This window comes from Pseudoxanthomonas sp. GW2 (genome assembly GCF_000283075.1).
Classification (GTDB): domain Bacteria; phylum Pseudomonadota; class Gammaproteobacteria; order Xanthomonadales; family Xanthomonadaceae; genus Pseudoxanthomonas.
The window spans coordinates 1-26,525 of record NZ_ALIP01000006.1 but is presented as its reverse complement, the minus strand read 5'-3'; the positions used below and the strand labels follow the sequence as shown (position 1 = coordinate 26,525).

At 72.7% G+C, this 26,525-nt stretch carries 24 protein-coding genes; 11 read left to right on the top strand and 13 right to left on the bottom strand.

Annotated elements, in window-relative coordinates; translation table 11 throughout:
- Window positions 1–25: 25 nt before the first annotated feature.
- Window positions 26–1,276, top strand: a complete 1,251-nt coding sequence (locus B351_RS0100410; RefSeq protein WP_232207873.1) for an amidohydrolase family protein — start codon at window positions 26–28, stop codon at window positions 1,274–1,276.
- A gap of 100 nt (window positions 1,277–1,376) precedes the next feature.
- Here the strand turns inward: B351_RS0100410 and B351_RS0100405 are convergent, their stop codons facing one another.
- Window positions 1,377–2,168: an alpha/beta fold hydrolase gene (locus B351_RS0100405; protein ID WP_019397079.1), complete on the bottom strand. Its 792-nt coding sequence runs from the start codon at window positions 2,166–2,168 to the stop codon at window positions 1,377–1,379.
- A 228-nt stretch (window positions 2,169–2,396) separates the two neighbouring features.
- On the opposite strand from B351_RS0100405, the gene gntA reads away from it, so the two are divergent.
- From gntA to B351_RS0100385, 4 genes are read left to right on the top strand one after another with little or no spacing between them, the layout of a single operon-like run.
- The gene (gntA, locus tag B351_RS0100400) at window positions 2,397–3,104 is read left to right on the top strand and encodes a guanitoxin biosynthesis heme-dependent pre-guanitoxin N-hydroxylase GntA (RefSeq protein WP_019397078.1); all 708 of its coding nucleotides are present in this window, start codon (window positions 2,397–2,399) and stop codon (window positions 3,102–3,104) included.
- Window positions 3,101–3,715, top strand: coding sequence for a DUF1989 domain-containing protein (locus B351_RS0100395; protein WP_019397077.1), 615 nt, complete (start codon window positions 3,101–3,103; stop codon window positions 3,713–3,715). Before gntA ends, B351_RS0100395 begins: the two co-directional genes overlap by 4 nt.
- Before the next feature lie 59 nt (window positions 3,716–3,774).
- Window positions 3,775–4,353: a DUF6151 family protein gene (locus tag B351_RS0100390; protein WP_083852364.1), complete on the top strand. Its 579-nt coding sequence runs from the start codon at window positions 3,775–3,777 to the stop codon at window positions 4,351–4,353.
- Between the two features lie 26 nt (window positions 4,354–4,379).
- The gene (locus tag B351_RS0100385) at window positions 4,380–4,820 is read left to right on the top strand and encodes a DNA methylase (protein WP_019397075.1); all 441 of its coding nucleotides are present in this window, start codon (window positions 4,380–4,382) and stop codon (window positions 4,818–4,820) included.
- A 63-nt stretch (window positions 4,821–4,883) separates the two neighbouring features.
- On the opposite strand, the gene B351_RS0100380 is transcribed toward B351_RS0100385, so the two are convergent.
- Window positions 4,884–6,338 carry a PQQ-dependent sugar dehydrogenase gene (locus tag B351_RS0100380; RefSeq protein WP_198006189.1) on the bottom strand — a complete coding sequence of 485 codons (1,455 nt, stop codon included), beginning with the start codon at window positions 6,336–6,338 and terminating at the stop codon, window positions 4,884–4,886.
- Window positions 6,339–6,473: 135 nt separating this feature from the next.
- Here B351_RS0100380 and B351_RS15935 point away from each other — a divergent pair, with 135 nt between their 5' ends.
- The 3 genes from B351_RS15935 (at window position 6,474) to B351_RS0100365 (ending at window position 10,353) form a co-directional block, all read left to right on the top strand.
- The gene (locus B351_RS15935) at window positions 6,474–8,732 is read left to right on the top strand and encodes a winged helix-turn-helix domain-containing protein (RefSeq protein ID WP_019397073.1); all 2,259 of its coding nucleotides are present in this window, start codon (window positions 6,474–6,476) and stop codon (window positions 8,730–8,732) included.
- A gap of 78 nt (window positions 8,733–8,810) precedes the next feature.
- Window positions 8,811–9,239: an NIPSNAP family protein gene (locus B351_RS0100370; RefSeq protein ID WP_019397072.1), complete on the top strand. Its 429-nt coding sequence runs from the start codon at window positions 8,811–8,813 to the stop codon at window positions 9,237–9,239.
- A 97-nt stretch (window positions 9,240–9,336) separates the two neighbouring features.
- Window positions 9,337–10,353 carry a glycoside hydrolase family 5 protein gene (locus B351_RS0100365; protein ID WP_125165631.1) on the top strand — a complete coding sequence of 339 codons (1,017 nt, stop codon included), beginning with the start codon at window positions 9,337–9,339 and terminating at the stop codon, window positions 10,351–10,353.
- A gap of 46 nt (window positions 10,354–10,399) precedes the next feature.
- On the opposite strand, the gene B351_RS0100360 is transcribed toward B351_RS0100365, so the two are convergent.
- Window positions 10,400–11,458 carry an ROK family protein gene (locus B351_RS0100360; RefSeq protein ID WP_019397070.1) on the bottom strand — a complete coding sequence of 353 codons (1,059 nt, stop codon included), beginning with the start codon at window positions 11,456–11,458 and terminating at the stop codon, window positions 10,400–10,402.
- Between the two features lie 142 nt (window positions 11,459–11,600).
- On the opposite strand from B351_RS0100360, the gene B351_RS15930 reads away from it, so the two are divergent.
- Entirely contained in the window at window positions 11,601–11,852 is a 252-nt protein-coding gene (locus B351_RS15930) for a hypothetical protein (RefSeq protein WP_039730518.1), read from the top strand.
- A 3-nt stretch (window positions 11,853–11,855) separates the two neighbouring features.
- On the opposite strand, the gene B351_RS0100350 is transcribed toward B351_RS15930, so the two are convergent.
- Window positions 11,856–13,160: a hypothetical protein gene (locus B351_RS0100350; protein ID WP_039730515.1), complete on the bottom strand. Its 1,305-nt coding sequence runs from the start codon at window positions 13,158–13,160 to the stop codon at window positions 11,856–11,858.
- 201 nt (window positions 13,161–13,361) lie between these two features.
- On the opposite strand from B351_RS0100350, the gene B351_RS0100345 reads away from it, so the two are divergent.
- On the top strand, window positions 13,362–14,192 hold the full coding sequence (locus tag B351_RS0100345) for a hypothetical protein (protein WP_019397067.1): 831 nt from the start codon (window positions 13,362–13,364) through the stop codon (window positions 14,190–14,192).
- Between the two features lie 16 nt (window positions 14,193–14,208).
- Here B351_RS0100345 and B351_RS0100340 read toward each other — a convergent pair whose 3' ends face one another.
- Window positions 14,209–15,180: an alpha/beta hydrolase gene (locus B351_RS0100340; RefSeq protein WP_019397066.1), complete on the bottom strand. Its 972-nt coding sequence runs from the start codon at window positions 15,178–15,180 to the stop codon at window positions 14,209–14,211.
- Window positions 15,181–15,438: 258 nt separating this feature from the next.
- Here B351_RS0100340 and B351_RS0100335 point away from each other — a divergent pair, with 258 nt between their 5' ends.
- Window positions 15,439–18,144 (top strand): glycoside hydrolase family 3 C-terminal domain-containing protein, encoded by a 2,706-nt coding sequence (locus tag B351_RS0100335; protein WP_019397065.1) that lies wholly within the window; start codon window positions 15,439–15,441, stop codon window positions 18,142–18,144.
- A 47-nt stretch (window positions 18,145–18,191) separates the two neighbouring features.
- Here B351_RS0100335 and B351_RS0100330 read toward each other — a convergent pair whose 3' ends face one another.
- The 8 genes from B351_RS0100330 to B351_RS15925 all read right to left on the bottom strand — a co-directional run.
- A complete protein-coding gene (locus B351_RS0100330) occupies window positions 18,192–18,665 on the bottom strand; it encodes a YaiI/YqxD family protein (protein WP_019397064.1) in 474 nt (157 codons plus the stop codon).
- Window positions 18,662–18,790 carry a hypothetical protein gene (locus B351_RS18105; RefSeq protein WP_019397063.1) on the bottom strand — a complete coding sequence of 43 codons (129 nt, stop codon included), beginning with the start codon at window positions 18,788–18,790 and terminating at the stop codon, window positions 18,662–18,664. The genes B351_RS0100330 and B351_RS18105 overlap by 4 nt, the downstream gene beginning before the upstream one ends.
- A 74-nt stretch (window positions 18,791–18,864) precedes the next feature.
- Window positions 18,865–21,810: a two-component regulator propeller domain-containing protein gene (locus B351_RS0100320; protein ID WP_019397062.1), complete on the bottom strand. Its 2,946-nt coding sequence runs from the start codon at window positions 21,808–21,810 to the stop codon at window positions 18,865–18,867.
- 109 nt (window positions 21,811–21,919) lie between these two features.
- The gene (locus tag B351_RS0100315; RefSeq protein ID WP_019397061.1) at window positions 21,920–22,399 is read right to left on the bottom strand and encodes a VOC family protein; all 480 of its coding nucleotides are present in this window, start codon (window positions 22,397–22,399) and stop codon (window positions 21,920–21,922) included.
- Window positions 22,400–22,617: 218 nt separating this feature from the next.
- Window positions 22,618–23,784 carry a PQQ-dependent sugar dehydrogenase gene (locus tag B351_RS0100310; RefSeq protein ID WP_019397060.1) on the bottom strand — a complete coding sequence of 389 codons (1,167 nt, stop codon included), beginning with the start codon at window positions 23,782–23,784 and terminating at the stop codon, window positions 22,618–22,620.
- A 172-nt stretch (window positions 23,785–23,956) separates the two neighbouring features.
- Entirely contained in the window at window positions 23,957–24,661 is a 705-nt protein-coding gene (locus B351_RS0100305; RefSeq protein ID WP_019397059.1) for an ABC transporter ATP-binding protein, read from the bottom strand.
- A complete protein-coding gene (locus B351_RS0100300) occupies window positions 24,654–25,856 on the bottom strand; it encodes an ABC transporter permease (protein ID WP_019397058.1) in 1,203 nt (400 codons plus the stop codon). The genes B351_RS0100305 and B351_RS0100300 overlap by 8 nt, the downstream gene beginning before the upstream one ends.
- A gap of 2 nt (window positions 25,857–25,858) precedes the next feature.
- Window positions 25,859–26,525: efflux RND transporter periplasmic adaptor subunit (locus B351_RS15925; protein ID WP_019397057.1), on the bottom strand; the 667-nt coding region annotated here is incomplete at its 5' end.

The window sequence follows — 26,525 nt, the reverse complement described above, 5'->3', positions numbered from 1 at the left end:
TTGCGGCCTGACAGGAGAGATCAGCATGTGCAGGAACGGAATCCATTGCCTGCTGGCGGCAGGCCTGATGGCCCTTGCCACGCCGGCGGACGCGGCCGACCTGGCCATCGTCGGCGGGCGGCTCCAGCCTTCGCCGTACGAGGCGCCGATCGAGAACGCGGTGGTCCTGGTCAGCGATGGCCGGATCGAGGCGGTCGGCCGCGCCGGCGAGGTCGCCATCCCCGCAGGCACGCGGACGCTGGATGCCAGCGGCAAGGTGGTGGTGGCCGGGTTCTGGAACAGCCATGCGCACCTGCTGGGGCCGGCCTACCGCAATGTCGGCAAGGCCCCGGCCGCGAAGCATGAGTCCACCCTGCGCGAGCAGTACGGGCAATGGGGTTTCACCACGGTCTATGACCTGGCCTCGGCACCGGGCGAGGCCCAGGCGCTGGTGCGCCGGATCGAGGCCGGCGAGGTCACTGGTCCGCGGGTGCTGAGCACCGGCGTGCCGTTCTTCCCGGCGGGAGGCACGCCGATCTATGTCCGCGGCCACGACCTCGGCATCGAAGGCGACGTGGCGGAAGTGGTTGATGCCGAGGCCGGTCGCAACCGCGCGGGCGAGCAGCTGGCGCAGGGCGCGCGCGGGGTGAAGCTGTTCACCGGCTCCATCGTCGGCGGCAGCGAGGGCGTGCGCCTGATGGATGCCGCGGTGGCCAGTGCGATCGGCAAGGTCGCCCGTGACCGCGGGCAGCCGGTGTTCGCCCATGCCACCGATGCCGGCGGCCTGGTCGTGGCCCTGCAGGCCGGGGCCGATGTGCTGGCCCATGCCACGCCGGCATCCGGCCCGTGGGATGCGGCGACGGTGCAGCGCCTGGTCGCCGAAGGCGTGGCCCTGGTGCCGACCCTGGCCATGTTCGAGCTGGAAATCCGCCGCGAGCAGGTGCCGGAGCCGGTGGTCCAGCGCTTGGTCGGCAATGCGCAGGCGCAGGTGGCGGCGTTGCAGGCCGCCGGCGGCCAGGTGCTGTTCGGCACCGATGCCGGCTACATCGAGGACTTCGATACCACCCGCGAACTGCAGCTGCTGGCCGCGACCGGGCTCGACTGGCGCCAGGTGCTGGCCAGCCTCACCACCGCGCCGGCGCGCATGTTCGGCGAGGCCGACGCGCGCGGGCGCATCGCGCCGGGTTTCGCGGCCGACCTGGTGGTGCTGGGGGCGGACCCGGAGCAGGGCGTGGAGGCGCTGGCCGACGTGGCATACACCCTGCGCGCCGGCGAGCTGATCCACCGCGCGGACTGAGCGATCCCCGCCAGCCGCGCCGATGCGGGCAGGGCGACCGCGCGGCCGCTTGCCATGGACGAAGCCCCCCCGCACCTGCCGGAGAGGGCTTCGCGCCGGGTCACTTTGCGGCGGGCCTGCCTTCGGCAATCTCGGCGATCAGCCTGGCCACGCCCTGCGGATCCTCCTGCTGGGCGACGTGGCCGCCGGGGAAGGTGCGGATGCCCCAGCCGCGCTCCTGGGCGCGCTGCCAGCCGCGGTCCATCTTCGCGCGCTCCTCCAGGGTCTGGCCCTCCGGCACGAAGGCGACGTAGGTCGCCGGCAGGGCGCGCGCGGCCGGGTTGCGGAAGGACACCGGCTGGCTGAAGCACTTGATCGAGTGCTTGACGCTGTACGGCGGCTTGTCGCCGGGCTTGACCCACGGCACCTGCATGAAGCCGTCCTTGAAGCGGTCCGGCGGCAGCGGCTGGTTGGCCCCGAAGATGTCCCACAACGACTGCCCGTCCTCCGGCACCGCCGCGTCCAGGAAGATCACGTGCGCCAGGCGCTCGGGAATGCGGTCCATCACCCCGGTGACCACCATGCCGCCGTAGCTGTGCCCGGTGAGGACCACGTCGTGCAGGTCCTCGAACAGGATGGTGTTGACCACGTCGTTGATGTGGGTCTCCAGGTCCACCTCGGTGCTGTTGAGGTGCTCGCGCTCGCCCAGGCCAGTGAGGGTCACGCGGTAGACGGTATGGCCTTCGTCGGTCAGGAAGCGGGCGGTGCGCTTCCATTCCCAGCCGCCGGCCGTGGCGCCGTGGACCATCACGAAGGTCTTCTTGCCGTCGGCGGCCAGCGCGGGCGCGGCGAGGGCGGCAAGCAGGGGCAGGCTGCAGAGCAGGGCAAGGATGCGGCGGAACGGTGTCGCCATCGATCGGGCTCCGGAGTGGAAAGGCCGGCGAAGCTTGCCATGCCACGCGGGCCACAAGCGGGCCGACACCGGTCGCCATCGCGGATTGGAATCGTGGGATAGCAAAGCCTGGATCGCAGCGGCCGGCTTCGCGCGCCCGTCATGCTCCCCAACGGGCTCTGACCGCGGATCGGCCCGGCGTGCCGATTACACGCTGCCGTCCGCGCCGCGCCGATAGGGTGCGTCGCCATGACTACCGCAGCGACCCAGCCCACCGTCCGCCCCGCCCGCGGCGGACTCTCCGAACGCTTCCTTGCCTTCATCGACGATCCCGCCTTCCCCTGCGTGGGTTCCAAGGCGGCGCTGGCGCGCGGCGCGATCGAACCGCGCGAGTTCGGCCGGCTGGGCGACCGCCGCAACGACGCGCCGCTGCTGGATCCGCTGGTGGCCTTCGCCCGCGGCATCGACGCGATGGATCCGGACGACACCACGGTGCGTTCCTTCGTCGCCCTGTTCGACGGCCCCTGCGACACCGACGAGCGCCGCTTCGAGGCCATGCTGTGGTCGCAGCTGCAGCACCTGCACGACCTGGACGCGCGCCGCGGCACGCCCTGGGCCGCGGACGTCAGCCGCGACCCGGACGACCCGCGTTTCAGCCTCAGCCTGGGCACGCATCCGTTCTTCGTGATCGGCCTGCACCCGGGCGCCTCGCGCATCGCGCGCCGCTTCGAAGTGCCGGTGCTGGTATTCAACTCGCACCGCCAGTTCGACCGCCTGCGCGCCGACGGGCGCTACGCCAAGATGCAGGCGGCCACGCGCAAGCGCGATACCGCGCTGCAGGGCAGCATCAATCCCAACCTGGCCGATTTCGGCAGCGCGCCGGAACCCCGCCAGTACAGCGGCCGCAAGGTCGAGGCGGACTGGACCTGTCCCTTCCACGCGAGGAAGCCGCGATGACGGCGGGCGAGACCATCCGCATCCCGCCGTGCTCCGGCCATGCGGTGGAGCTGGACGCCGGCGACGAGCTGGTGGTGATCGATCCGATGGGCCAGCAGGTCAGCGACCTGACCGCGTTCTGCCGCGAGGACCTGGACGAGTACCTCTCTTCCGGGCGCAGCATCGACTACGCCTCCCGGCTGTGGCTGAGCACCGGCGACGTGCTGTACTCCAACCGCAGCCGGCCGATGTTCACCATCCTCGAGGACACCTGCGGCCGCCACGACTTCACCCTCACTCCGTGTTCGAAGGAAATGTTCGAGAAGCTCTACGGCGAGGCGGAAGGCCGCCCGGGCTGCGAGGGCAACCTGGCGCGGGCGCTGGCGCCCTGGGGCGTCAGCCGCGACCGGGTGCCGGTGGCATTCAACATCTTCATGCACGTGGCGGTGGAGGCCGACGGCCGGATCGCGGTGCTGCCGCCGCTGAGCAAGCCTGGCGACCACGTACGCCTGCGTGCGGAAATGCCGCTGGTGGTGGCGATGACCGCCTGCTCGGCCGGACAGTCCAACAACTTCCGCTACAAGCCGATCGACTTCCGCGTGGAACGTGCGCGGGATCGCAGCGCAGGCTGAGCGGCCGGGCCAGAATGGGCCGGCCCCGTGCCGGGGCAAGTTCGACGGAGGGCCAGGGAATGACTGTCCGGATCCAGTGCCGTTGCGGAACGGTGCAGGGGGAGATCGAACCGTCTGGCGTGTACGCGCGCCTGACCTGCTACTGCAGGGACTGCCAGGCCTGGGCGCGCTGGCTCGGTGGACCGGGCCTGGTGGACGACCGCGGTGGCTCGGACGTGCTGGCCGTGGTGCCGGCGCGGATGCGCTTCACCCGCGGACTGGAGCAGCTGCGCTGCGCCACCTTCAGCGGGCGCGTGCTGCGCTGGTACGCGGCCTGCTGCCGCTCGCCGCTGGCCAATACCGCAGCCGACCCGAAGGTGCAGTACGCGGGCGTGCTGGCGACCGCGGTGGTCTCGCCGGCCGAGGTGCAGGCACTGGCCGGGCCGCCGGGGCGCGTGGTGGCCAACCACAAGTCGGCTACCGGGCCGGTACGTGCCACCCCGCTGGCGCTGGCCGGCGCCGTGGTCCAGGTCGGCTCGCGCATCATCGGGGGCCGCTTGCGCGGCGTGCGCCGCTCGCCGTTCTTCGACGATGCCGGGCAGCCGCTGCGCGTGCCGGAGCGGATCAGCCCGCCGCCGGCCGCCGAAGCGGTACGGTAGGCGCACATCCGCGCGCCGGAGGATCCATGCACCGCGAACTGCCGCCGCGCGACCTCGGCTTCGAGGTCAGGCCCGGCGACGAGGCTTCGCTGTTCGCCTGGTTCCTGGCGGCGTTCCTGTTTGGCAACCGGATCAGCCACGCCGCGGCCGCGCGCACCTGGCAGGTGATCGTGCGCGAACACGGCTGCGACACGCCCGCCCGGCTGTGCGCGTGCAGCCACGCGCAGCTGGTACGGATGCTGGGCGAGGGCGGCTACCGGCGCTACGACGAGTCCACCGCCAGCCGCCTGGCGCAGCTGTGCCGCACCCTGCTGGACGACTACGGCGGCGGCATCCTCGGCGTGCACGCGGCGGCCGGCGACCGCGCCGAGTTCGAACGGCGCCTGCTGGAATTCCGCGGCGTGGGCCCGGTCACCCTGCGCATCTTCATGCGCGAGGCGGGGCCGGCGCTGTTCGGGGAGGGATGAGCGCCGGCCCCGCCGCGTGCACGTCCACCAATGGCGTTCGTGGCCGGGTGGTGGCGCCGCGGCTCAGATCCGCCGCTGCGCGGCGGCGGTCAGGCGGATGATCTGGCCCGGGTCGTCGGTGCACAGGTAGATCGCGCCGTCCGGTCCCACCACCGGTTCGTAGATCCGGCCCGGGCTGCGGAAGATGACCTCCTCGTGCAGCACCCGGTCCCCGTCCAGGGTCAGCAGGCGCAGCTCGCGGCGGCCGAGGGTGCCGACCAGCAGCTTGCCGTTCCACAGCGGGAACTCGTCGCCGCGGTAGAAGGCCAGGCCTGCGGGGGCGATGGAGGGCCGCCAGTAGTGGCGCGGCTGCTCCACGCCTTTGGCGCGGGTGTGCGGGGTGATCTCGTTGCCGTCGTAGTTGATGCCGTAGGTCACCACCGGCCAGCCGTAGTCGCCGCCGGCGCGGATGACGTTGAGCTCGTCGCCGCCGCGCGGGCCGTGCTCGGTGGCCCAGATACGCCCGGTTTCGGGATCCAGCGCCAGGCCCTGGGCGTTGCGGTGGCCAATGCTGTAGATCGTCGGCAGCACGCCCTCGCGCCCGAACGGATGCCCGGCCGGGGTGCCGTCGCCGCGCATGCGGTGCATCTTGCCGGCCGGATCGGCCGGGTCGCGCGCCCGCTCCGGGGTGCCGCGGTCGCCCACCGGCATGACCAGGTGGCCGGTGGAATCGAACAGCAGGCGCCCGGAGTAGTGCCAGGCATGGGCGTCGTAGCTGGATTCGTCGGCCTGGAACACCACCTCCTCGTCGACCCAGGCGTGGTCGCGGATGCGCCCGCGCACCACCCGGGTCATGGCCCGGATCTCCTCCTCCGGCGCGCCGGGATTGAGTGCATGGCTGTAGCTGAGGTAGATCCAGCCGTTGCGTGCGTAGTCCGGGTCCAGGGCCACGTCGAGCAGGCCGCCCTGGTTCCAGCGGTGGCTGCTGGAATACACCTGCGGGGTGCCGGCGACCGGGCGCGGGTCCAGCACGCCATTGCGCACCACGCGCAGGCGGCCGGCGCGCTCTACCACCAGGGCGGTGTCGCGGTCGATGAAGGCCATGGACCAGACGGTCTGCAGGCCATCGACGAACACTTCGGCGCGCACCGCGTAGTCCAGGGTTTCGACCACGCCGGGCACCGGATCGGACTGGCGTGGCTGCGGCGGTGCCTCCTCTTCCGGCGTGGTGGCGCGGGTGGGCAGGAAATCGGCCAGGGCGTTGATTTCCGCTTCGCCGAGGGGGCCGCCGAAGGCCGGCATGCCCTGGGACGGGATGCCGCGGCGGATGATGCGCTCGATGTCGCCGCGGGTGCCGCCGTAGCGGTAGGTGGCCGGCGACAGCGGCGGCCCGAGGCTGGTGCCTTCGCGGTTGGGGCCGTGGCAGCCGGCGCAGTTGCGCTGGAACAGGGTGGCCCCATCCGCGGCCTGGGCCCGGGCAGGGCCGGGCAGCAGCGCAAAGAGGGCGGCCAGGACATACAGGAGACGGTAACGGTGCATGGACATCCTCCCTTGCAGGCAGCGCGGCGTCGTGCCGCCTGCGCCGATGGAAGCGCCGCGACCGCCGCGGGCAAATGGAGGGAAGCTGCGGTTTTGCTATAGATTCGATGCAGGCGCCGGCCGGAACGGGAGACCGTGAGCGAGTACAGGGCCATCGGCAGGATCGAGGACGCGGCTGTGGCGGGCGGGGCCGGCGCCGGCGCGGACTTCACTGCCGGCGAAGCCCTGGTCCAGCCCAGCCTCAACCGCATCACCGTGCGCGGCCAGGTCCACCAGGTCGAGCCCAAGGTGATGCAGGTGCTGCTGCTGATGGCGGCGCGCCCGGGCCACGTGGTCGGCCGCGAGGAGTTCCTGGACACCGTCTGGGCCGGCACGCTCGGCGACGACTACCTGCTCAACCGCGCCGTTTCCGAGCTGCGGCGGATCTTCGGCGACGACCCGCGCAGCCCGCGCTACATCGAAACCATACGCAAGGGCGGCTACCGCCTGCTCGCGCCCATCGCGCCGGCGCGGGTGGCGATGGCGGTGCCCGACCCGCGGCCGGCCCCGGCGCCCGGCCCGGCCACGGCGCCGGCGCAGCCCGCGCCAGCTGCGCCCGCCACCGGCAGGGCGGGGGCGCCGGCCCGGGCGTGGTACCTGCTGCCGTTGCTGCTGGCGGCCGCGGCGGTGGTGGCCTGGCTGGCCTGGCGCGACGGGCCGGTGGCGGGCGATGCAGTGGACGCGCAATGGGAGGTGCAGCCGTTGACCAGCTACGTCGGTCGCGAGGTGGAGCCGGCGCTGTCGCCGGACGGCAGCCGCGTGGCCTTCGTCTGGGACGGCGGCGGCGCGGGCGGGCTGGACGTCTACGTGAAGACGGTGGGTGCCGAGGACACGCTCAACCTCAGCCGCAGCCCGGGCGACGAGCACTATCCGCTCTGGCTGCCGGACGGCCGCGGCCTGCTGTACGCGCGGGTGGACGCGGATGGCCTGGCGGTCCTGCGCGTCGCCGCGCTCGGCGGCGCCTCCACCCGGGTGCTGGCCGATCCGCAGGTACAGGCCGTGCGCGGCATGGCGATCTCGCCGGACGGACGCTGGCTGGCCTATGCCGCGCGCGCGGCCGCCGACGCGCCGCACCGGATCGTGCTGGCGGCCATCGACGGCAGCGAGCGGCGCGTGCTTACAGAACCGCCCGGCGGCACCCTCGGCGACCTCGACCCGCGCTTCGCCCCTGACGGCAGCTACCTGGTGTTCGTGCGCGCGACCAACGAGGTCACCCGCGACCTGTACCGCACCGGCCTGGACGGCGGCGCGGCCACGCGCCTGACCTTCGACAACCGCAAGCTCAACGGCGTGGCCTGGTCGCCGGACGGCCGCCGCCTGCTGTTCACCTCCACCCGCTCGGGCATGTATGCGCTGTGGTCGGCCGCCCCCGACGGCAGCGACCTGCGCCAGCTGGCGCTGGACAACGAGGTGGTGCAGCAGCCGGCGACCGCGGCCGGGGTGGAGGCGATCGTGTTCGAGCACTGGGCGCACCGCTCGCAGCTGCGCCTGGTGGACCTGGAGAGCCGCAGCCCGGTGGACGCCGGCCCGTTCCTGCGCAGCACGCGCTGGGATTCCAGCCCGGCGTGGTCGCCAGACGGGCAGCGCATCGCCTTCAGTTCCAACCGCGGCGGCCCGCATGCGATCTGGGTCAGCCGCAGCGATGGCCGCGAGGCGGTGCAGGTGGCCGGCTTCGGCGGCGCCTTCATCGACAATCCGGCGTGGTCGCCGGACGGGCGCTGGATCGCGTTCGATGCAAGCCCGGACGGCACCAGCGCGATCTACCTGGTCGCGCCCGACGGCGGCCCGCCGCGGCGGGTCACCACCGGCGCGCGCGATGCGCGGCATCCGGCCTGGTCGCGCGATGGCCGCTGGCTGTACTACGAGTCCAACCACGATGGGCAGTGGCGGGTCATGGCCCAGTCCCTGGACGGCGGCGAACCGGTGGCGCTCGGCGACGGCCCCGGCGAGCGGCCGCGCGAATCGGCCGACGGCCGCTGGCTGTTGTATGCGCGGCCGGATACCGGCGGGATCTGGCGCATGCCGCGGCTGGACTGGGCGCGCCAGGCGCCGCCGCCGGCCACGCGCCTGGACGTGGACCTGGACGCTGGCGACGTCGACCGCTGGGTCCCGGCCGCGGCGGGCATCCATTACGTGCGCCGTCCGCAGCAAGGTCCGCCGCGGCTGGCCCTGTTCGACCCGGACAGCCGTACGCGCCGCGACCTGCTGGTGTTGCAGCCCGGTTTCGAGGGCTGGGGTTTCCAGGTCTCGCCCGACCAGCGGCGGCTGCTGTACTCCGAACCGCTGGCACACGAGAGCGACCTGCGCATGGCGGTGTTGCGGAAGTCGGGGAGCGAGCGGCGGGCCGGACCGTGATCGACGTCGCGCACGCACGGGAACCTGCGCTGCCTGCGGCCTGTCCGGTACCCTAAGCCCCCACGCAGGTACCTCCCGATGTTCCGGACGACCGCGCTTTCCCTGTTCCTTGCTTCCGCAACGCCATCACCAGCCCCCGCCATCGCCGCCGATCCGGTAGCGCAGGACGGCCCGGTCCACCAGCTGCGCATCTACCGGATCTACGACCAGACCCGGATCGCCTTCCACGAACGCTTCCGCGACCATGCCGCGCGGCTGATGGCCCGGCACGGCTTCGACATCGTGGCGATGTGGGAGGCGCGCACGGAGGAGGGGCCGGAGTTCGTCTACCTGCTGCGCTGGCCGGACGAGGCGACCATGGTGGCGGCCTGGGAACGGTTCATGGCCGACCCGGAATGGGCCGCGATCAAGCGCGACACCGCGGCGCGGCACGGGCGCTTCGTCGGCGACATCGAGGACCGCACCCTGCGCCTGGTGGACTACTCGCCCCGCGGCCGCGTGCGCTGAGGCGCGCGGGCCGGGGCATGCGCGGCGCGCAGGCCGGCTGCTATGGTGGGCGGCCCGCGGGCACCTGCCCATGACGACGCGAAGAGGGGGAAAGCGCATGTCCGGAATCCGCCTGCTTGCCGGTCTCTGCCTGGGCCTGATGGCCCTGTTGCCGCAGGCCATGGCCCAACCGCCGCTGTCGGCGCACGAACAGGTCGCGCGCATGGGCGCCGGCGTCAACGTGCTGGGCTACGACCCGTACTGGCAGCCGGGCGGGCAGGGCAACTACCGCGAGGAGCATTTCGCCAGGATCCGCCAGGCCGGCCTGGGCACGGTGCGCGTGGTGCTGTTCACCTTCCCGCACCTGGACCAGGACAACCGCCTCGATCCGGCCTGGCTGGAGAAGCTGGACCAGGTCCTGGCCTGGGGCAGGAACAATGACCTGCAGGTGATCCTCGACGTGCACGACTTCAACGATTGCGTGAAGGACGTGCCGGCCTGCGAGGCGAAGCTGGTCCAGGTCTGGACCCAGCTGGGCGAGCGCTATGCCGCCCAGCCCGATTCGGTGGTGTTCGAGCTGCTCAACGAACCGCACGGAGCGCTCGACGCCAGGGCCTGGAACGCGCTGTTGGCGAAGCTGCTGCAGGTGGTGCGCAAGACCAATCCCACCCGCAACGTCGTGGTCGGCCCGACCCGCTGGAACAACCTCGAGGAGCTGGACACCTTGCGCCTGCCGGAGGACGACCGCCACCTGGTCGTCACCTTCCACTACTACGAGCCGTTCGCCTTCACCCACCAGGGCGCCAGCTGGGTGGAGCCGCAGTTCTCGGAAAAGACCGGCGTGCGCTTCACGCCGGAGCAGGTGGCGAAGATCGAGAGCGACTTCGACAAGGTCGAGGCCTGGTCGCGAAGGCACGGCCGCCCGATCCTGCTGGGCGAGTACGGCGCCTACGACAAGGCGCCGATGGAGGACCGGGTGCTGTGGACCCGGACCGTCGCCCGCGCCGCGGAGAAGCGCGGCTTCGCCCACCTGTACTGGCAGTTCTCCAGCGACTTCGTGCTTTACGACTTCCAGCGCGAGGACTGGGTGGAGCCGCTGCTGCACGCGGTGGTGCCGCCGAAGCAGCAGGACTGAGGCGCGCGCCTGCGGCCGCGGTGGAGGACGCTCCGCCCGCGGCCGCTCAGCGCGTGGTGTAGGTGGCGTTGCCCAGGCCGGTGCCGATGGTGAGCACGCCCCAGCGGCGCACGCCGTGCATGCGGTCCAGTTCGCTGAGACCCTGCACCACCGCGTCGTTGTGCATGACCACCGCCGGTGCGCGGCCGCCGACCGGTTCCAGGTACGCGGCCAGCGCATCGGGCAGGTGGAACGGGCGTTCCCAGTCGCCGGGCAGGTTCTGTGCACCGGCCGAGATCGAGCCGTCCGGCTCGATCGTGCCCGGGCAGGCGATGCCCACGAACGGAGCCAGCTTCAGCCCCAGGGTGCGCGCCATCGCCGCCAGGCCGTTGAGCATGGCCGCCATGCGCCGCACCGCGGCCTCGCGGTTGGGGCGGTCGCTCTTGTGGCGCCAGACCATGCTCTCCAGTACCTGGCCATGTCCGCCGGTGGGATCGCGCCGCAGCCGGTGGCGGACGATGCCGCAGCGCAGCTTGGTGCCGCCGATGTCCACGGCGAGGAAGGCGTCATGGCCGTGCAGTTCCTGCGGCAGCAGCGGCGACCAGCCAAGCAGGCCGCCCTCGTCCGGATCGTGGCGCAAGGGCAGCAGGCCCACCCCGGTATCGGCCAGCTCGAGCAGGCGGATCGCGCGGCGCATGGCCAGGCCGCCGGTCTGGTGCTCGGGGAAGCCGCCGCCGATCACGATGCGCTCCACGCCGCGCCACTCCGGCCGGGCCATGAACACCTGGACCACGTAGCACAGCTGGCGTGCGTATTCCTCCACCGCCAGGTGCATGGCGTGCGAGGCATCCAGCCCGCCGCCGACCAGGACCAGGTCGATATGTTCCTTCTTCAGTGCGCGCGAGGGCTTGCGGCCAAACGGATCCTTCGCGGTGAGGTGGTGTTCGCGCGCCGCGTCCACCAGGCCGCGGAAGGCGGTCTGGCTGGCGCGGTCGCCGATGACCCCGTCGCCCTGTGGATCGGGCACCGACAGGCTGTAGCCGTCGATGTCCAGGCCGGGCAGGTGTACCGCGGCATGGCGGCCGCGGTCGTCGGGGCGGGCAGGGGCGCGGCGGGGACGGGCCATGGGCAGGTCCGGACGGAAGGCTGGCCCATGCTGGCCGGGTGGCGGTGAGGCCGCGGTCGAGGCCATGCCCGCCGCCATGGCGCGCGCGCGGCGTTCACGGCCCGGCACCGAGCATGCCGGTTCCTCCCGCGGAACCGATGCGATGGCCCACGATTCCCAGCGCCGCCAGCCGGCTCCATGCCGGGGCGGCAGCGACGTCCATACCGCCGCCTTGCGGATCCGCGCCGGCAAGGTCTCCCTGCGTGCCAGCGCGCGCATTTCCACCCGCGGCCTGCTGGCCGTGACCGGCCTGGTGGTGGGCACCCTGCTGTCGAGCGCCGCCATCGTCGCGGTGGCCACGCGCAAGCTGCCGCAGGGGACGATGCCGGCGCGGAGCAGGCGCAGCCGCGGGTAAGCCTCAGGGCGCGGGGCCGGCGAGGGTGAGGTCGCCCTCGCGCTCGCCCGGCACCAGCTTCCACCCTGGCTTGAGCGACAGTGTCCAGCCCTCGCCACGCAGGCCGTCGCTTCCGGCCGGCAGCGCCACCACCGCGCGCTTGCGGTCGGCATGGACCAGGGCCGCACCGCCGTCCACCACCAGTTCGCCCCAGCGGTCGCCCAGGCGCAGCTCGGGATAGAGCGTGCCGACATCGTCCAGCGCGGCCACGGTCTGCGGGTTCATCTGGAAGCGGGTGGACTGCAGCGGCAGCACCAGCACCGGGCCTTCCAGCAGCGACCTGCGCCAGCCGGCCAGCCGTTCCTGGCGCTGGCGCTCGCGCGCCTGCTCGGCGGCAAGCACCTCGCCGTCCGGATCGTAGCGGCGTTCGCGCGCCGCCAGGCCGGTGGCCGCATCCGGATCCAGGCGCAGCGCGGCGGCCAGCATCCGCCCGAGGTCGGCGTCCGCGTCCAGCTTGCCGCGCCAGGCCGGATCGGCTTCGTCCAGCAGCAGGCCGTAGGCCGGGCCACTGGCATAGGCAAACGAGCGCACGAAGCCCGGTGCCTCCATGAACGCGGCCAGCGAGTACACGCCGTGGGCGCGGCGCTGTTCGGCGAAGGCCAGGCCCGCGCGCACGCCGGTGTACTCGGCCAGGCCCTCGTTGATCTCCAGCGCGGTCTCCCCGTGCGCGGCTTCCGGGAACAGGCGCCGGCGCTCCGCGCGGAAGGCCAGCGCCGAGGCGACGTGGTCGCGGCGCTGCGCCGGATCCTCGGCCATCAGCGCGCGCGCCAGGGCGCGCCATTCCAGCTGCAGCAGGTACCGGCCCTGAAATGTGTCGAGGTGGCGGTTGCCGGCCTCGCCGCGATCCAGGCCCAGCTCCGGCTGGATGCGGTGGAACAGCTCATGGACCAGGGTGGTCCGCAGCATGTTGGGATCCTGGGGCACCGGCCACAGCAGCTGGGTCCAGCGGGTGCCGGACCATTCCATGGCGGTGTTGGACATCACCGCGTCCGCCGGCAGGGTGCCGGTGTACACCGCGCCCTGCCGGACCAGCACGCCGCCGGCATCGGCGTGGCTGGCGACGACGCCGGCGTCGGCGGGATCGACGAGCATCACCGGGCCGCACAGCGAGCGCCCCCACAACGCGCCGGCCTCGGCCTCGCACAGGCGCCGCGCTTCGGCAAACACGTGCTCGGCCACGGCCGGGTCCGGCGCGGCATCGGCGGCGGGAATGGAACTGGCCAGGGCCAGCACCAGCAGGGACCGGGCCTGGGGTCGGATCGAGGGCATGGACGGTCTCCGGCACGGCACGGGACAGGTGCGGCGCGACCATAGCACCGGCGCCGACAGGGAAGCAGCCACGCCGGATTCCACATGAACGCGCCTGCCTTCCTGCGTGGCCGGAGCGGGTACTCGCGTTAGGATGCGGATTCCTTTCCCGCCACCTTCCGGTTCCCGCATGCGGGTCAGCTTCCACTACGCCCGCGCGGCATGAATCCACCGGCGACGCCCCCACCGTCGGCGGACGTACCGCGCATCGACCGCCTGCAGCCCTGGCTGGCCGCGCTGGCCAGCGCGCTGCTGCACCTGCTGATGGTGCTGCTCCTGCTGAAGGCAGCCGAGCCGCCGCCGGTGGTGACCTCGCCGCAGGGTGCCTCCAGCGCCGGCCGCATCCGGGTGGATTTCGTCGGCCAGCCGCAGCCCGGTCCCGAGTTGCCGGACGCGCCCGAGCCGGAGCCGGTGGAAGCTGCTCCGCCGCGGCAGCTGGATGCGCGGGAGCTGGCCGATCCGCGGCGCGTGCTGCTGCCGGCCGATCCGGAACCGCGGCCGCAACCGCCGCAGCCGCAACCACGGCCGCAGCCGCGCCGGGCGCAGCCGGCCAGCGTGGACGCGCCGCGCCCGCCGCATCCGTGGAACGGGCGCCCGCCGGGAACGGCGGAAGAGGAACTGGTGCCGCAGGGCAACAGCCGCGAGGCCGGCGTGGTCGACAACAACGGCCGCCCGGACCAGGTGGATACTGGCGGCGAGCCGACCATGGACGTGGGCGGCTACCAGGTGGTGTACGAACTGATGGCCGAGCAGACGCTGCGCGACTGGATCGCGCAGGGCATGACCGAGGTGGCGATCCCGTTGCCGGGCACGCGCCAGCGCATGGTCTGCCCGGCGGAGGTGGCGCTGCGGCGCGGTGCCAGCAAGTGCCGCATGCTGGATCCGGCCTCGCCGGAGATGATCGGCGTGGGCGATGCGCGCGAGGTGATCAGCGTGCGCTACGTGTTCCACCTCGGCAAGCTGGTGTGGCGCGGGCCAGGGCCGTACCGCTGACCCGCGCCGGGCAGGCTCAGGACTTCTTGCGGTCCAGGTAGCCGTGCATCTTCAGCCACGCGGCCCAGGCCTCGAACCAGCCGGTGCTGGTGGTCTCCTTCTGGTACATGCCGAAGCCGTGGCCGCCCTGCTCGTAGTAGTGGAACTCGACCGGACGGCCGGCCTTCTGCCAGCTCTCGACGATGCCGAAGCCCTGGTTGCTGAACAGGCCGTCGTCGGCGGCCAGGGCCACGAACATCGGCGGGGCATCGGCCGGCACCTTGTCGACCGCCGAGATCGGGCCGTAGATGTTGCCGATGAAGGCCGGCTTGGCGTCCTCGCCATGCAGGGCGGTGGTCAGGGTCAGCATCGCGCCGGCGGAGAAGCCGATCATGCCGATGCGGTCCGGATCGATGTTCCATTCCTTGGCGCGGCTGCGCACCAGGGCGAACGCGGCGCGCGCGTCGGCCAGCTGCGGGGCCAGCATCTTGGCCGCATCGAACGCACCCGGGTCGCGCGGCGGGCGCGGGCCGGACAGCATCTGCCGGATCGACTCGGCGAAGCCCTCCAGGTCGGCCGGGGTCTGGTTGAGGCGGTACTTGAGCACGAACGCGGCCACGCCCTTCTTGTTGAGCGCGCGGGCCACGTCCCAGCCCTCGTTCTCCATCGACAGCGAACGGAAGCCGCCGCCCGGGGCGACGATCACCGCCGCGCCGGTGGCGATGGCCGGATCCGGCAGGAACGGGGTCAGGGTCGCCTCGGTGACGTTGCGGGCGAACATGCTGCCGTACTGCTTGTGCCAGGCTTCCGGATTCTTCGCGTCCGGCAGCGGGCCGGTAGGCAGCTTGATCGCGTTGGGCTGCTCGGGGATCGGGATCGGGGTCATGCGGTCGTCGTTGGCGCTGGCCGGGGCCAGGCCGGCGCCAACCAGCAACAGCGCCAGCAGCAGCGGTCCGCCGCTGCGGCGGATGGCCTGCCTGGCATGCCCGAAACAGGAATTCAGTGGCATTGCGTCTCCTCCCTCTGGTCGTCCGTGTCGTTGTGGTCGCGGCCCGCGCCGGGTGGCCGCCGCCTTCGTGCGCGGGCAGCGCGTTCGTACTGGATGCGGGGCGCGGCGAGCATAAGCCAGGGCAGGGGCGCGATTGGGCCGGTATAGGAAAAAAGATCCCTGGGATATGCGTTTTGGAATCGCCGATGCGCAGGCCTGCGGCTACCCTCTGGCATCGCTTTCCGCAGGCGCGGAATGGACTTCCACGGGAGGAATCGGATGGTCGGATCGCTGCGTGCCAGCCCGCTGCTGCTGGCGCTGGTTTTGTGCACTGCATCGCCCGCGGCGATGCCCGCTGCCGGTGCGCCGCAGGCTGGCGCACCCGCGTCCGCCGGCGAGCCTGCGGATCCGGCGCGCGAGCTGGCCGCGGCGCTGGTGGCGCAGCTGACGCCGGAGGAGAAGCTGGAACAGCTGCTCAACACCGCGCCGGCGATCCCGCGCCTGGGCGTGCCCGCCTACAACTGGTGGACCGAATCGCTGCACGGGGCGATGGGCACCCTGCCGACCACCACCTCCCCCGAGCCGATCGGCCTGGCCGCGAGCTTCGACGATGCCCTGGTGCGGCGCGTGGGCCAGGTGATCGCCACCGAGGTGCGCGGCCTGCACGCGCTGGCGCGGCAGACCGGCCGCACCGGGCGCATCGGCACCGGGCTCAACACCTGGTCGCCGAACATCAACATCTTCCGCGACCCGCGCTGGGGCCGCGGCCAGGAAACCTACGGCGAGGACCCGTTCCTGGCCGCGCGCATGGGCGTGGCCTACGTGCGCGGCGTGCAGGGCGAGCATCCGCAGTGGTACGACATCGTCGCCACGCCCAAGCACTACGCGGTGCACAGCGGCCCCGAATCGACCCGGCATTCGGCCAACGTCTACGTCTCCCGCCGCGACCTGGAGGACACCTACCTGCCGGCGTTCCGCGCCGCGATCGTGGAGGGCGGCGCCGGCTCGGTGATGTGCGCCTACAACCGGGCCGACGGGCAGCCGGCCTGCGCCAACGACCTGCTGCTCAAGGACTACCTGCGCGGCGCCTGGGGCTTCAAGGGCTACGTGGTTTCCGACTGCGACGCGGTGGCCGACATCAGCAAGCACCACCACTACGCGCCCGACCCGGCCGCCGCGGTGGCCGCGGCGATGCGCTCGGGCGTGGACAACGAGTGCAACGGCGCCACCCTGGTGGATACCGCCGGCCTGTCGCGGCCATACCGCGAGGCGCTGGAGCGCGGCCTGATCACCCAGGCCGACGTCGACCGCGCCCTGGTGCGGCTGTTCGCCGCGCGCTACCGCACCGGCGACCTGCCGGGCCTGCGCCCGGTGTCCACCGAGACCGCCTCGCCGGAGGAGCTGGGCAAGCCGGAACACGCCGCGCTGGCGCTGGAGGCGGCGGAGAAGAGCCTGGTGCTGCTGAAGAACGACGGCGTGCTGCCGCTGCGCCCGCGGGCGAAGGTGGCGGTGGTCGGTCCGCTGGCCGACGCCACCCGGGTGCTGCGCGGCAACTATTCCTCCACCCAGTCGGCGCCGCCGGTCTCGGTGCTGGAAGGCCTGCGCAAGGCCATGCCCGAAGCCACGCTCGCCCACGTCCCGTTCTCGCCGACCTACACCGACGGCGATCCGGTGCCGAACTCGGCGCTGCTGGCGCCGGACGGACGGCCCGGGCTGCTGGCGCGCTACTACAACACCCGGCAGAAGCCGCCGGCGCGGTTCGAGCCCGGACAGATGGACGCCTGGATCGCGCAGGTGGGCTTCGAGGAGCAACCGGTGGTCGAGCGGGTGGAGGCGGACGTCAACAGCCGCAGCCTGGACCTGGCCCAGGTGCACGACATCCACCGCGTGGAGTGGACCGGCTACCTGGTGCCGCCGGAAACCGGCAGCTACCGCCTGGGCCTGGGCGGCTTCAATGGTTCGCTGGAGTTCGACGGCAAGCCGCTGCTGGATCTGGAGGGCGCGTCCTGGAACAGCCTGCCGACGCTGGCAACCGTGCACCTGGAAGCGGGCAAGCGCTACCCGGTCAAGGTGGTGAGCGAGGCGCGGGTACTGGCCGGCATCGGCCTGCTGTGGAAGCGGGTGGTCGAGGACCCGCTCGAACGCATGCGCGCGGCGGCGGCCGACAGCGACGTGATCGTCGCGGTGGTCGGCCTGACCTCGGACCTGGAAGCGGAGGAGGCGCCGGTCGAGGTGCCGGGCTTCAAGGGCGGCGACAAGACCAGCCTGGACCTGCTGGCCGACCAGCAGGCGCTGCTGGAGGCCGCGCGCGCCACCGGCAAGCCGCTGGTGGTGGTGCTGATGAACGGCAGCCCGGTGAACCTGGCCTGGGCGAAGCAGCATGCCGCGGCGATCATCGAGGCCTGGTACCCGGGCCAGTCCGGTGGCCTGGCGGTGGCCAACGTGCTGGCCGGCCACGCCAACCCGGCCGGGCGCCTGCCGCTGACCTTCTACCGTTCGGTCGAGGACCTGCCGCCGTTCGACGACTACGCCATGCGCGGGCGCACCTACCGCTATTTCGAAGGCAAGCCGGTGTACCCGTTCGGCCACGGTCTCAGCTACACAACGTTCGCCTATGCGCCGCTGAGGCTGGAGCCGGCGCCGGGCGGCGCGCAGGAGGGGCTGAAGGTAGTCACCGAGGTGCGCAACACCGGCAAGCGCGCCGGCGACGAGGTGGCGCAGCTGTACCTGGACTTCCCCGACATCGAAGGCCTGCCGCGGATCGCGCTGCGCGGCTTCCAGCGCGTGCACCTGGCCCCGGGCGAGCGCCGGGTGCTGGAGTTCGCGCTGGATCCGCGCGACCTCAGCGCGGTGACCGCCGAAGGCGAGCGCCAGGTGTTCGCGGGCAATTACCGCGTGTTCGTCGGCGGCGGCCAGCCGGGCACCGGCGCGCCCGGGCGCGAGGCGGCGTTCAAGGTCACCCAGGCACGCCCGGTCGAACGCTGACCGGTACGGGGGCGCCGCCGTGCGGCGGCGTCCTCCGGATGCGCGGCTCAACTCCGCCGCTGCGCGATCCAGCGGTCCAGCTGCGCGGCGAAGGCCTGGCGCTCGCGCGGGCCATAGGCCGCCGGGCCGCCGGTCTGTACCCCCGCGCCGCGCAGTTCCTCCATGAAGTTCCGCACCGACAGCCGCTCGGCGATGTTGTCGGCGGTGAAGCGCTCGCCGCGCGGATTGACCGCCAGCGCGCCGTTGGCGAGCACGCGGGCGGCCAGCGGGATGTCCTGGGTCACCACCAGGTCGCCGGCCCCGGCGCGCTCGGCGATGGCGTCGTCGGCCACGTCGTAGCCGCCCTGCACCTGGATGGCGCGGATGAAGGGCGAGGGCGGGGTGCGCAGCCACTGGTTGGCCACCAGGGTCAGCTGCACCCTGGCGCGCATGGCGGCGCGGAACAGCATCTCGCGCACCGGCACCGGGCAGGCATCGGCGTCCACCCAGATGCAGGCGGGGCGGGGCCCGTTATCGTTCATCCCGCCGTCGGCGTGCCGTTCCTGGCTTCGCGCGCGGCGCGCTTCTTCGCGTCCTTCTCGTCCTGCTTCTTCTTTTTCGCCAGCTCGCGCTGGCGCTTCTCGAAGGAATAGTTCGGCTTGGCCATCTGCACTCTCGTCGGATCGAGGGGGCAGTGTACGCGCCCCGGGCGCGGGCCGGCCGCCAGGCCGCGGCTGCCGTTCAGAACGGCAGCACGATCGGCGGCGCCTCGCCGGCGGGCAGGGCGCGGTCGCGGCCGTCGGCCTTGGCCCGGTAAAGGGCCGCGTCGGCGCTGCGCAGCAGGTCGTCGGGGCTGGCGCCGTCGGCCGGGCGCACGCTGGCCGCACCGATGCTGACGGTGACCGCATCGCCCACGCTGGAGGCGCGGTGCGGCATGGCGCAGGCGCGGATCCCGGCCACCATGCGCTGCGCGCGGTCCAGCGCCGCCTCGGCGTCGCAGTCGCGCAGCAGCACCGCGAACTCCTCGCCACCGTAGCGCGCCACAAGGCCTTCGCCGGGACCGACCATGTCGGCCAGGCGGTTGGCCACCGCGACCAGGGCGGTGTCGCCGCCGAGGTGGCCGTAGCTGTCGTTGTAGGCCTTGAAGTCGTCCACGTCGACCAGCAGCACCGCCAGCGGCGCGTCGCGGTTGGCGTGGTCGTTCCAGGCCTCGCGCAGGCGGCGGTTGAACTCGCCGCGGTTGGGGATGCCGGTCAGGGCGTCGCTGGCGGCGATCCGGCGCAGGCGCTCGTTGGCCTCGCGCAGGGCCTCGGTGCGCAGCGCCACCTCGCGGGTCAGCTCGCGTTCGCGGATGCGTGCGGCGCGCAGGCGCAGGCGCACGCCCAGCACCACCAGCCCGGCCAGGGCCAGCAGCGCCAGGCCGCGCACCCACCAGGTCTGGTGCCAGCGCGGCAGCAGGGTGAAGTGCAGGCTGGCGCCCTCCATGTTCCACACCCCGTCGTTGTTGCTGGCCACCACCCGGAACACGTAGTCGCCCGGCGGCAGGTTGGTGTAGTGGGCGCGGCGCATGTTGCCGGCCTCGTTCCAGCCGCGGTCGAAGCCCTCCAGCCGGTAGCGGTAGCGCACCGCCGTCGGCGCCACGTAGCTCATCGCCGCGTAGTGCAGTTCCAGGCGCTCGACCCCGGGGGCGAGGCGCGGCGCCCCCTCCGGATCCACTTCCACGCCGTCCACCAGCAGGCGCTCCACCGTTACCGGCGGCGGCTGCGGGTTGCCCTGCATGCGCCCGGGATCGACCAGCACCAGGCCCTTGGCGGTGCCGAACCACATGCGGCCGTCGGCGGTGCGCCCGGCCGGGGTCTGCGAGGCGCCGTTGCCCTGGGCGTTGAGCATGCCGTCGGCGGTGCCGAACCACTGCGGCGCGACCTTGCGCGCATGTCCGCGGTCCAGCGCCGCCAGGTCGGAGCGCGCGATGCGGCCGATGCCGCGGTTGGAGCTGAACCAGAAGTTGCCGTCGCCGTCGTCCAGCAGCGCGAACACCGCATCGCCGTGGAAGCCGGCGTCTTCGGCGTAGCGGGTGGCCACGCCGCGGCGGACATGGACGATGCCGTTGCCGGTGCCCAGCCACAGGCTGCCGTCCTCGCCGGGATGGAAGGCGAACACGCTGCCGGACAGGCCGCCGACGCCGCAGTCGTCCAGGCGCCCGCCCTGCAGGCAGCGCAGGCCGCTGCGCAGGCCGATCCACAGGCGGCCGTCCGGATCCTCGTACAGCGAGCGCACGTCGTCGCCGCGGGTGGGCTCGGCCACGTGCACCTGGCCGCCGTCGATCCGGGCCACGCCCTGCAGGGTGCCGACCCACATGCCGCCGGCCCGCGCCGGGGCGAACGCGAACACGATGGTCCCGGGCAGGCCGTGGCCGATGCTGAAGTGGCGGGCGCGGCCGGCGCGGTCGAAGCGGATCACGCCTTCGGTGCCGCCGACCCACAGCTGCCCGGCCGCGTCGCCGAGGATGGCGCGCACCAGCTGGCTCGGCAGCTGCCGGTTGTAGGCCTCCGCCGGCTCCAGGTACGGCTCGCGGTAGCGCGCCAGGCCGCCGCCATCGGTGCCGATCCAGAGCGTGCCATCGGCGGCCGGGTGCACCGCGCGCACCGCGTTGGAGGCCATCGGCGCGGTGATGGTGACCAGCTTGGACTGGCTCAGCCGGTGCACGCCGCTGGAGGTGGTGCCGATCCAGAGGTTGCCCTCGCGATCCTCCAGCATCGAGCGCACGGTCTCGCCGTGCAGGCCCTGGAGGCTGTCGTCGCAGAAGAAGTCGGCGGCGGTCAGGCGGCACAGGCCGGCGCCCAGCGGCGCGAACCAGACCGTGCCCTCGCGGTCGCCGTAGAGGGTGTAGATGCGGCTCTGGTCCAGCGCGGCGATGCGCCGCTCGCGGTGGAAGCGGCCGTCGCGGAAGTAGGCCGGGCCGTTCTGGGTGCCGACCCAGGCGGTGCCGGAGGCGTCCATCGTCAGGCTGTAGACGGCGTTGGAGGGCAGGCCGTCGTGGGCGTCGTACAGGCGCGCGCCGCTCCCGTCCCCGGCCCAGTGCACCACGCCCACGCCGTCGGCGGCGATCCACACGCCGCCGGCCGGGTCGGCGACGATGGCGCGGTAGAAGCCGCGCGGCGGGAAGCCTTCGGCGTCGCCCAGCAGCCGCGCATCGCCGTCGGCGATCCGGACCACGCCCAGGTTGGTGGTCACCCACAGCGCGCCGCCGGCATCGGTGACGATGCCGAACACGCTGTCGGCGCCCTGCGGCAGCGCCACCTGGCGCAGCTGGTTGCCGCGGCGGTGGTAGAGACCGCCGTTGAGCGTGCCCACCCACAGGCCCTGGTCGCCGTCGCTGGCCACGGCGGTGATGGCCGAGCTCTGCAGTACCGGTGCGTTGCGCGGCTCGAAGGTGTCGAAGCCCTGGCCGCTGTGCCGCGCCAGGCCGGCGTAGGTGGACAGCCAGATGGTGCCGTCGGCGTGCTGGGCGATGCCGAGCACGGTGCCCTGCGGCAGCTGGTTCTCGTACCAGACGTGGGTGAACTGGCCGATCGGCCGGTCCGGGGCGAGGGCTTGGACCGGCGGCGCCGCAAGCAGCGCGGCGAAAGCGCAAGCCCCGAGCGCGAGGGCGCGCCCGGGCTTACGCAGCGGTGCAACTCCGGGCATCGGTCCCCCTAACCGGTCGGTGCGCGGATATTAGCAGTGCGTCACATCCTGCGCTGCGCGACCAAAGGCGTACGGACCCGTGTGGTGGGGGCTGGCAGGGCGGGGCGGCTCAGCCGCGGATGGCCGCCTTGATCTTCGCCACGTCGATCCGGCGCATGGTCATCATCGCCGCGAAGGCGCGCCGGGCCACGCCGGGGTCCGGGCTGTTGATCGCCTCGAGCAGCACCCGCGGGGTGATCTGCCAGGACACGCCCCAGCGGTCCTTGCACCAGCCGCATTCGCTCTCCTGGCCGCCGTTGCCGACGATGGCGTCCCAGTAGCGGTCGGTTTCGGCCTGGTCGGCGGTGGCGATCTGGAACGAGAAGGCCTCGGTCTGCTTGAAGTGCGGGCCGCCGTTGAGGCCAACGCAGGGCAGGCCCAGCACGGTGAACTCCACGGTCAGCACGTCGCCGGCCTTGCCGGAGGGGAAATCGGCCGGGGCGCGGAAGATCCGGCCGACCGAGCTGTCGGGGAAGACGCTGGCGTAGAAACGCGCGGCCTCGAGGGCGTCGCGTTCGTACCACAGGCAGATTGTGTTGCGCGCAACCATGGTGATGTCTCCTGCAGGGGCGGGCCACTCGCCGCGCGGCGCCTGGCGGCCGCCGCGCGGTGATCTCTTCCTGTACGTCGTCCGGCGCGGCCCGGAATCGACACCCGGACGGTGGAGGCGTGTCCTCGCCATGCCGCCCCGTGCACGCCGGGATCCGGGGCTTTCGGGGACTGCCACGCGGCAGGGGGCGTAGCCCCGGTGTCCAGGCGGCCGTGGCTTCAACTCTTCGGGTCCAGCCGCAGCAGCCAGCCCTGGCCGTCGCGGGTGCCGTCCTCCAGCAGCCAGATGGTGCCGTCCGGACCCTGTTCGACTTCGCGGATGCGGCGGCCCATGTCGAAGCGTTCGGCCTCGCGGGCGTCGGTGCCGTCAAATGCGATCCGCACCAGCGACTTCGACGACAGGCCGCCGATCAGGCCCGAGCCCTTCCAGCCCGGATAGCGGTCGCCGCTGTAGATCACGAAGCCGGCCGGCGAGATCACCGGGTTCCAGCTCACCGCCGGGGCGTGGAATTCCGGCCGGGTGTCGTGGTCGGGGATGGGCTTGCCATCGTAGTGGTCGCCGTTGGAGACGACGGGATATCCGTAGTTGTCGCCGCGCTCGATCAGGTTGAGCTCGTCGCCGCCCTTGGGGCCCATCTCGTGCGCCCACAGCCGGCCCTCGCCGTCGAAGGCCACGCCGAGGATGTTGCGGTGGCCCAGGGTCCACACCTGCGCGGCCACGCTGCCCTGGTCGGCGAACGGATTGTCGGCCGGCACGCTGCCGTCGTCGTCGAGCCGGATCATCTTGCCCAGGTTGGTCTTCATGTCCTGGGCCGGATCGAACTTCTGCCGCTCGCTGGAGCTGATCCACAGCTTGCCGTCGCTGCCGAAGGCGATGCGCTGGCCGAAGTGGCCCTGGCCGCTGACCTTCGGTTGCTGGCGCCAGATCACCTGCAGCCCGTCGAGCCTGCCGCCGCCGTCCTGGTCCAGCACCAGCCTCGCCCGGGCCACGGCCGCGCCCGCGGTGCCGCCTTCGCCGGCCTCGCTGTAGCTGATGTAGACCAGCTGGTTCCCGGCAAAGCCCGGATGCAGGACCACGTCGGCAAGTCCGCCCTGGCCGCCATGCGCCACCTTCGGTACGCCGGCGACCGTGCCCAGCTTGCCGCTGGCCGGATCGAACAGGCGCAGGTTGCCCGCCATCTCGGTCACCAGCAGGCGGCCGTCAGGCAGGAAGGTCATGGCCCAGGGCGAGTCGAAGCGCTGCACTTCGGCGACCGCGAACGGTGCGTTGGCCAGCGCCACCCGGGCCTGCGGCGCGGCCTGCGCCGGTGCGACCAGGGCAACGGGAGCGCTGGCCAGCAGCCCCAGGGTCGCGGCCAGGGCGAGCGGGATCCGGGTCGATTTCATGGCGTCTCCTTGCATGCGGAAGTGGCGGCCACCGTAGCCGGCGCAACCTTGGGCGAGTGTCAACGCCAGCGCCCTCGCAGCTGCATTCGCCCCCAGGCCACCGTTGCGCGGAACTGCCCGCCCTCTCGCCAACCCCTCCCGCGAAGGGTTGGGGGCTCCAGGGACGTGGCGCTCAGCCGTGGCGTTTGTCGGAGACGATGGCGCCGTCGACCAGGGAGATGGTGCGGTCGCAGGTCCCGGCCAGGCGCGGGTCGTGGGTCACCACCAGCACCGCGCAACCGGACTGCTCGTTGAAGCGGCGCAGCAGGGCGAACACGTCGGCGGCGGTCCTGGTGTCCAGGTTGCCGGTGGGCTCGTCGGCCAGCAGCAGCGAAGGGCGGGTGACCAGGGCGCGGGCGATCGCCACGCGCTGCTGCTGGCCGCCAGAGAGCTGGTCCGGGCGGCGGTCGGCGAACTTCTCCAGGCCGACGTCGGCCAGCAGGCCGCGGGCGATGTCCACGATCTCCGGTGTCGGCTTGCCGTTGGCCACCATCCATGGCATGAGCACGTTCTCCAGCGCGGTGAACGCGCCGATCAGGTGGTGGAACTGGAAGACGAAGCCGATGTGGCGGCCGCGCAATGCGGTGCGCGCCTCGTCGTCCATCTCCCGCGTCGGCTGCCCGCCCAGGTACAGCTCGCCGGCGGTGGGCGAGTCGAGCAGGCCAAGCAGGTTGAGCAGGGTGCTCTTGCCCGAGCCGGACGGGCCGACCAGGGCGGCAAAGTCGGCGCTGTCCAGGCGCAGGTCGATGCCGTGCAGCACCTCGACCTCGTTCGGCTTGCCGATGTTGTAGGACTTGCGCAGCCCTTCCAGGCGCAGGACCTCGCGCGGCTCAGGCATGGCGGATCGCCTCCACCGGGTCCAGGCGCGAGGCGCGCCAGGCTGGCACCAGCGCCGCGCCGGTGCCGGCCAGGGTGGCCAGTGCCATTGCCGCCGGCACCAGGATCGGCGGCAGGTCGATGGTGAACAGCTTCGGCCCGAACGTATTGAACGCGGCCGCCAGGCCCCAGCCGGCCAGCGCGCCGATCGCCGAGCCGGCCAGGCCCAGCACCGCGCCCTGGACCAGGAACACCTGCAGCATCTGCCGCCGGCGGGTGCCCATGGCGCGCAGGATGCCAATCTCGCGGGTGCGCTGGGCCACGCTCACCGCCAGCACGCTGGCGATGCCCAGCGCCACCGAGATGGCGACGAAGAAGCTGATTATGCGCGTGGACATGCTCTGCGAGGCCAGCGCGTTCATCAGCTGGGCATTGGTCTGCATCCAGCTCTCGGCCTTCAGCCCGGTCAGGCCGTTGATGCGCGCGGCCATGCGGTCGGCGGCGAACACGTCCTCCACGGTCACGTCGATCACGGTGACGCCGCCAGGCAGGGCCAGCAGCGACTGCGCCTGCTTGAGGTCCAGGTAGACGTAGCGTGCGTCCAGCTCGCGCACGCCCAGCTCGAAGATGCCGGCCACGTTGATCACCGCCTCGCGGCCGTTGCCGGCGTCCAGGCGCAGCTTGCCGCCGGTGCGCAAGCCCAGGTCCTCGGCCAGCTTGCGGCCGACCACGCCGTTGCCGGAGCCGACGTCCAGCCTGCCCTCGACCATGTTCTCGTGCAGCGGGATCACCCGCAGGTAGCGCGCCAGGTCGATCCCGACCAGGGCCACCGATTCGGTGGCATCGCCGCGGCGGCCGAACGCCGGGCCCGAGACCACCGGCGAGACCGCGGTGACGCCCGGCAGGCGCCCGATCACGTCGCGCACCTGCAGCCAGTTGTCGATCGGGCGCAGCGCCTGCGGGCGCGGGTCCTCCAGCACCAGTTGCAGCGTTCCCGGCTGCGCCGGCGCCAGCAGGTTGACCTCGCACGGCGCTTCCACCCGCACGTGCGCCTGCGTGCCCAGGGTGCGTTCGATGAGGTTCTGCTGCAGCCCGGAGATCAGCGCGGTGACGAACACGATCACCGCCACGCCCACCGCGATCCCGCACAGGATCAGTAGCGACTGCGCGCGTCCCTGGCGCAGGAAGCGCATGGCGATGGTGGCCTCGATCCACATGCTCAGCCGGCGCCACCTTGCACGGCGGCGGGCAGGGCGCGGTCCTCGCCCTCCGTGGCGGCCGGCTGCGGGGCGGGCAGGGGTTGCGCGCGCAGGCGCACGCGCGCACCGTCGCGCGGGAGTTCCGCCGGATCCAGCGCGCCGGCGGCCAGCACCCGGTCGCCGGCGGCCAGGCCTTCGACGATCTCGGTCATTGCAAGGCCGCGCAGGCCGAGCGCCACCGGCACGCGCTGCACGCGGCCGCCGCGCACGCGCAGCACCTCGGCGCGGCTGGCGCCTGGCTCGTTGCCGAGCAGGGCGTCGTTGGGCACGGCCAGGGCGTTGTCGCGGCGGCCGGTGAGGATGGTCGCGGTGACGGTCATGTCCTGGCGCACGAAGTCGGCGGCCGGATCGATGCGCAGGCGCACGTCCACGGTGCCGCGCGCCGGGTCGATGCCGGGGGCGATGTGGTACACGGTGGCGGCGAACGGGCGGCCGGGGAAGGCGTCGGCCACGCAGGTCGCAGGCTGGCCGGTCTCGAGCAGGGCCAGGTTCTTCTCGTCCAGCGGCAGCAGGATCTCGCCGGGCGCATCGGCCGCGATCTCCAGCAGCACCTGGCCCGGGGTGACGGTGTCGCCGGGCTCGACCTGGCGGGCCAGCACCGTGCCGGCCACGGTGGCGCGGATCACC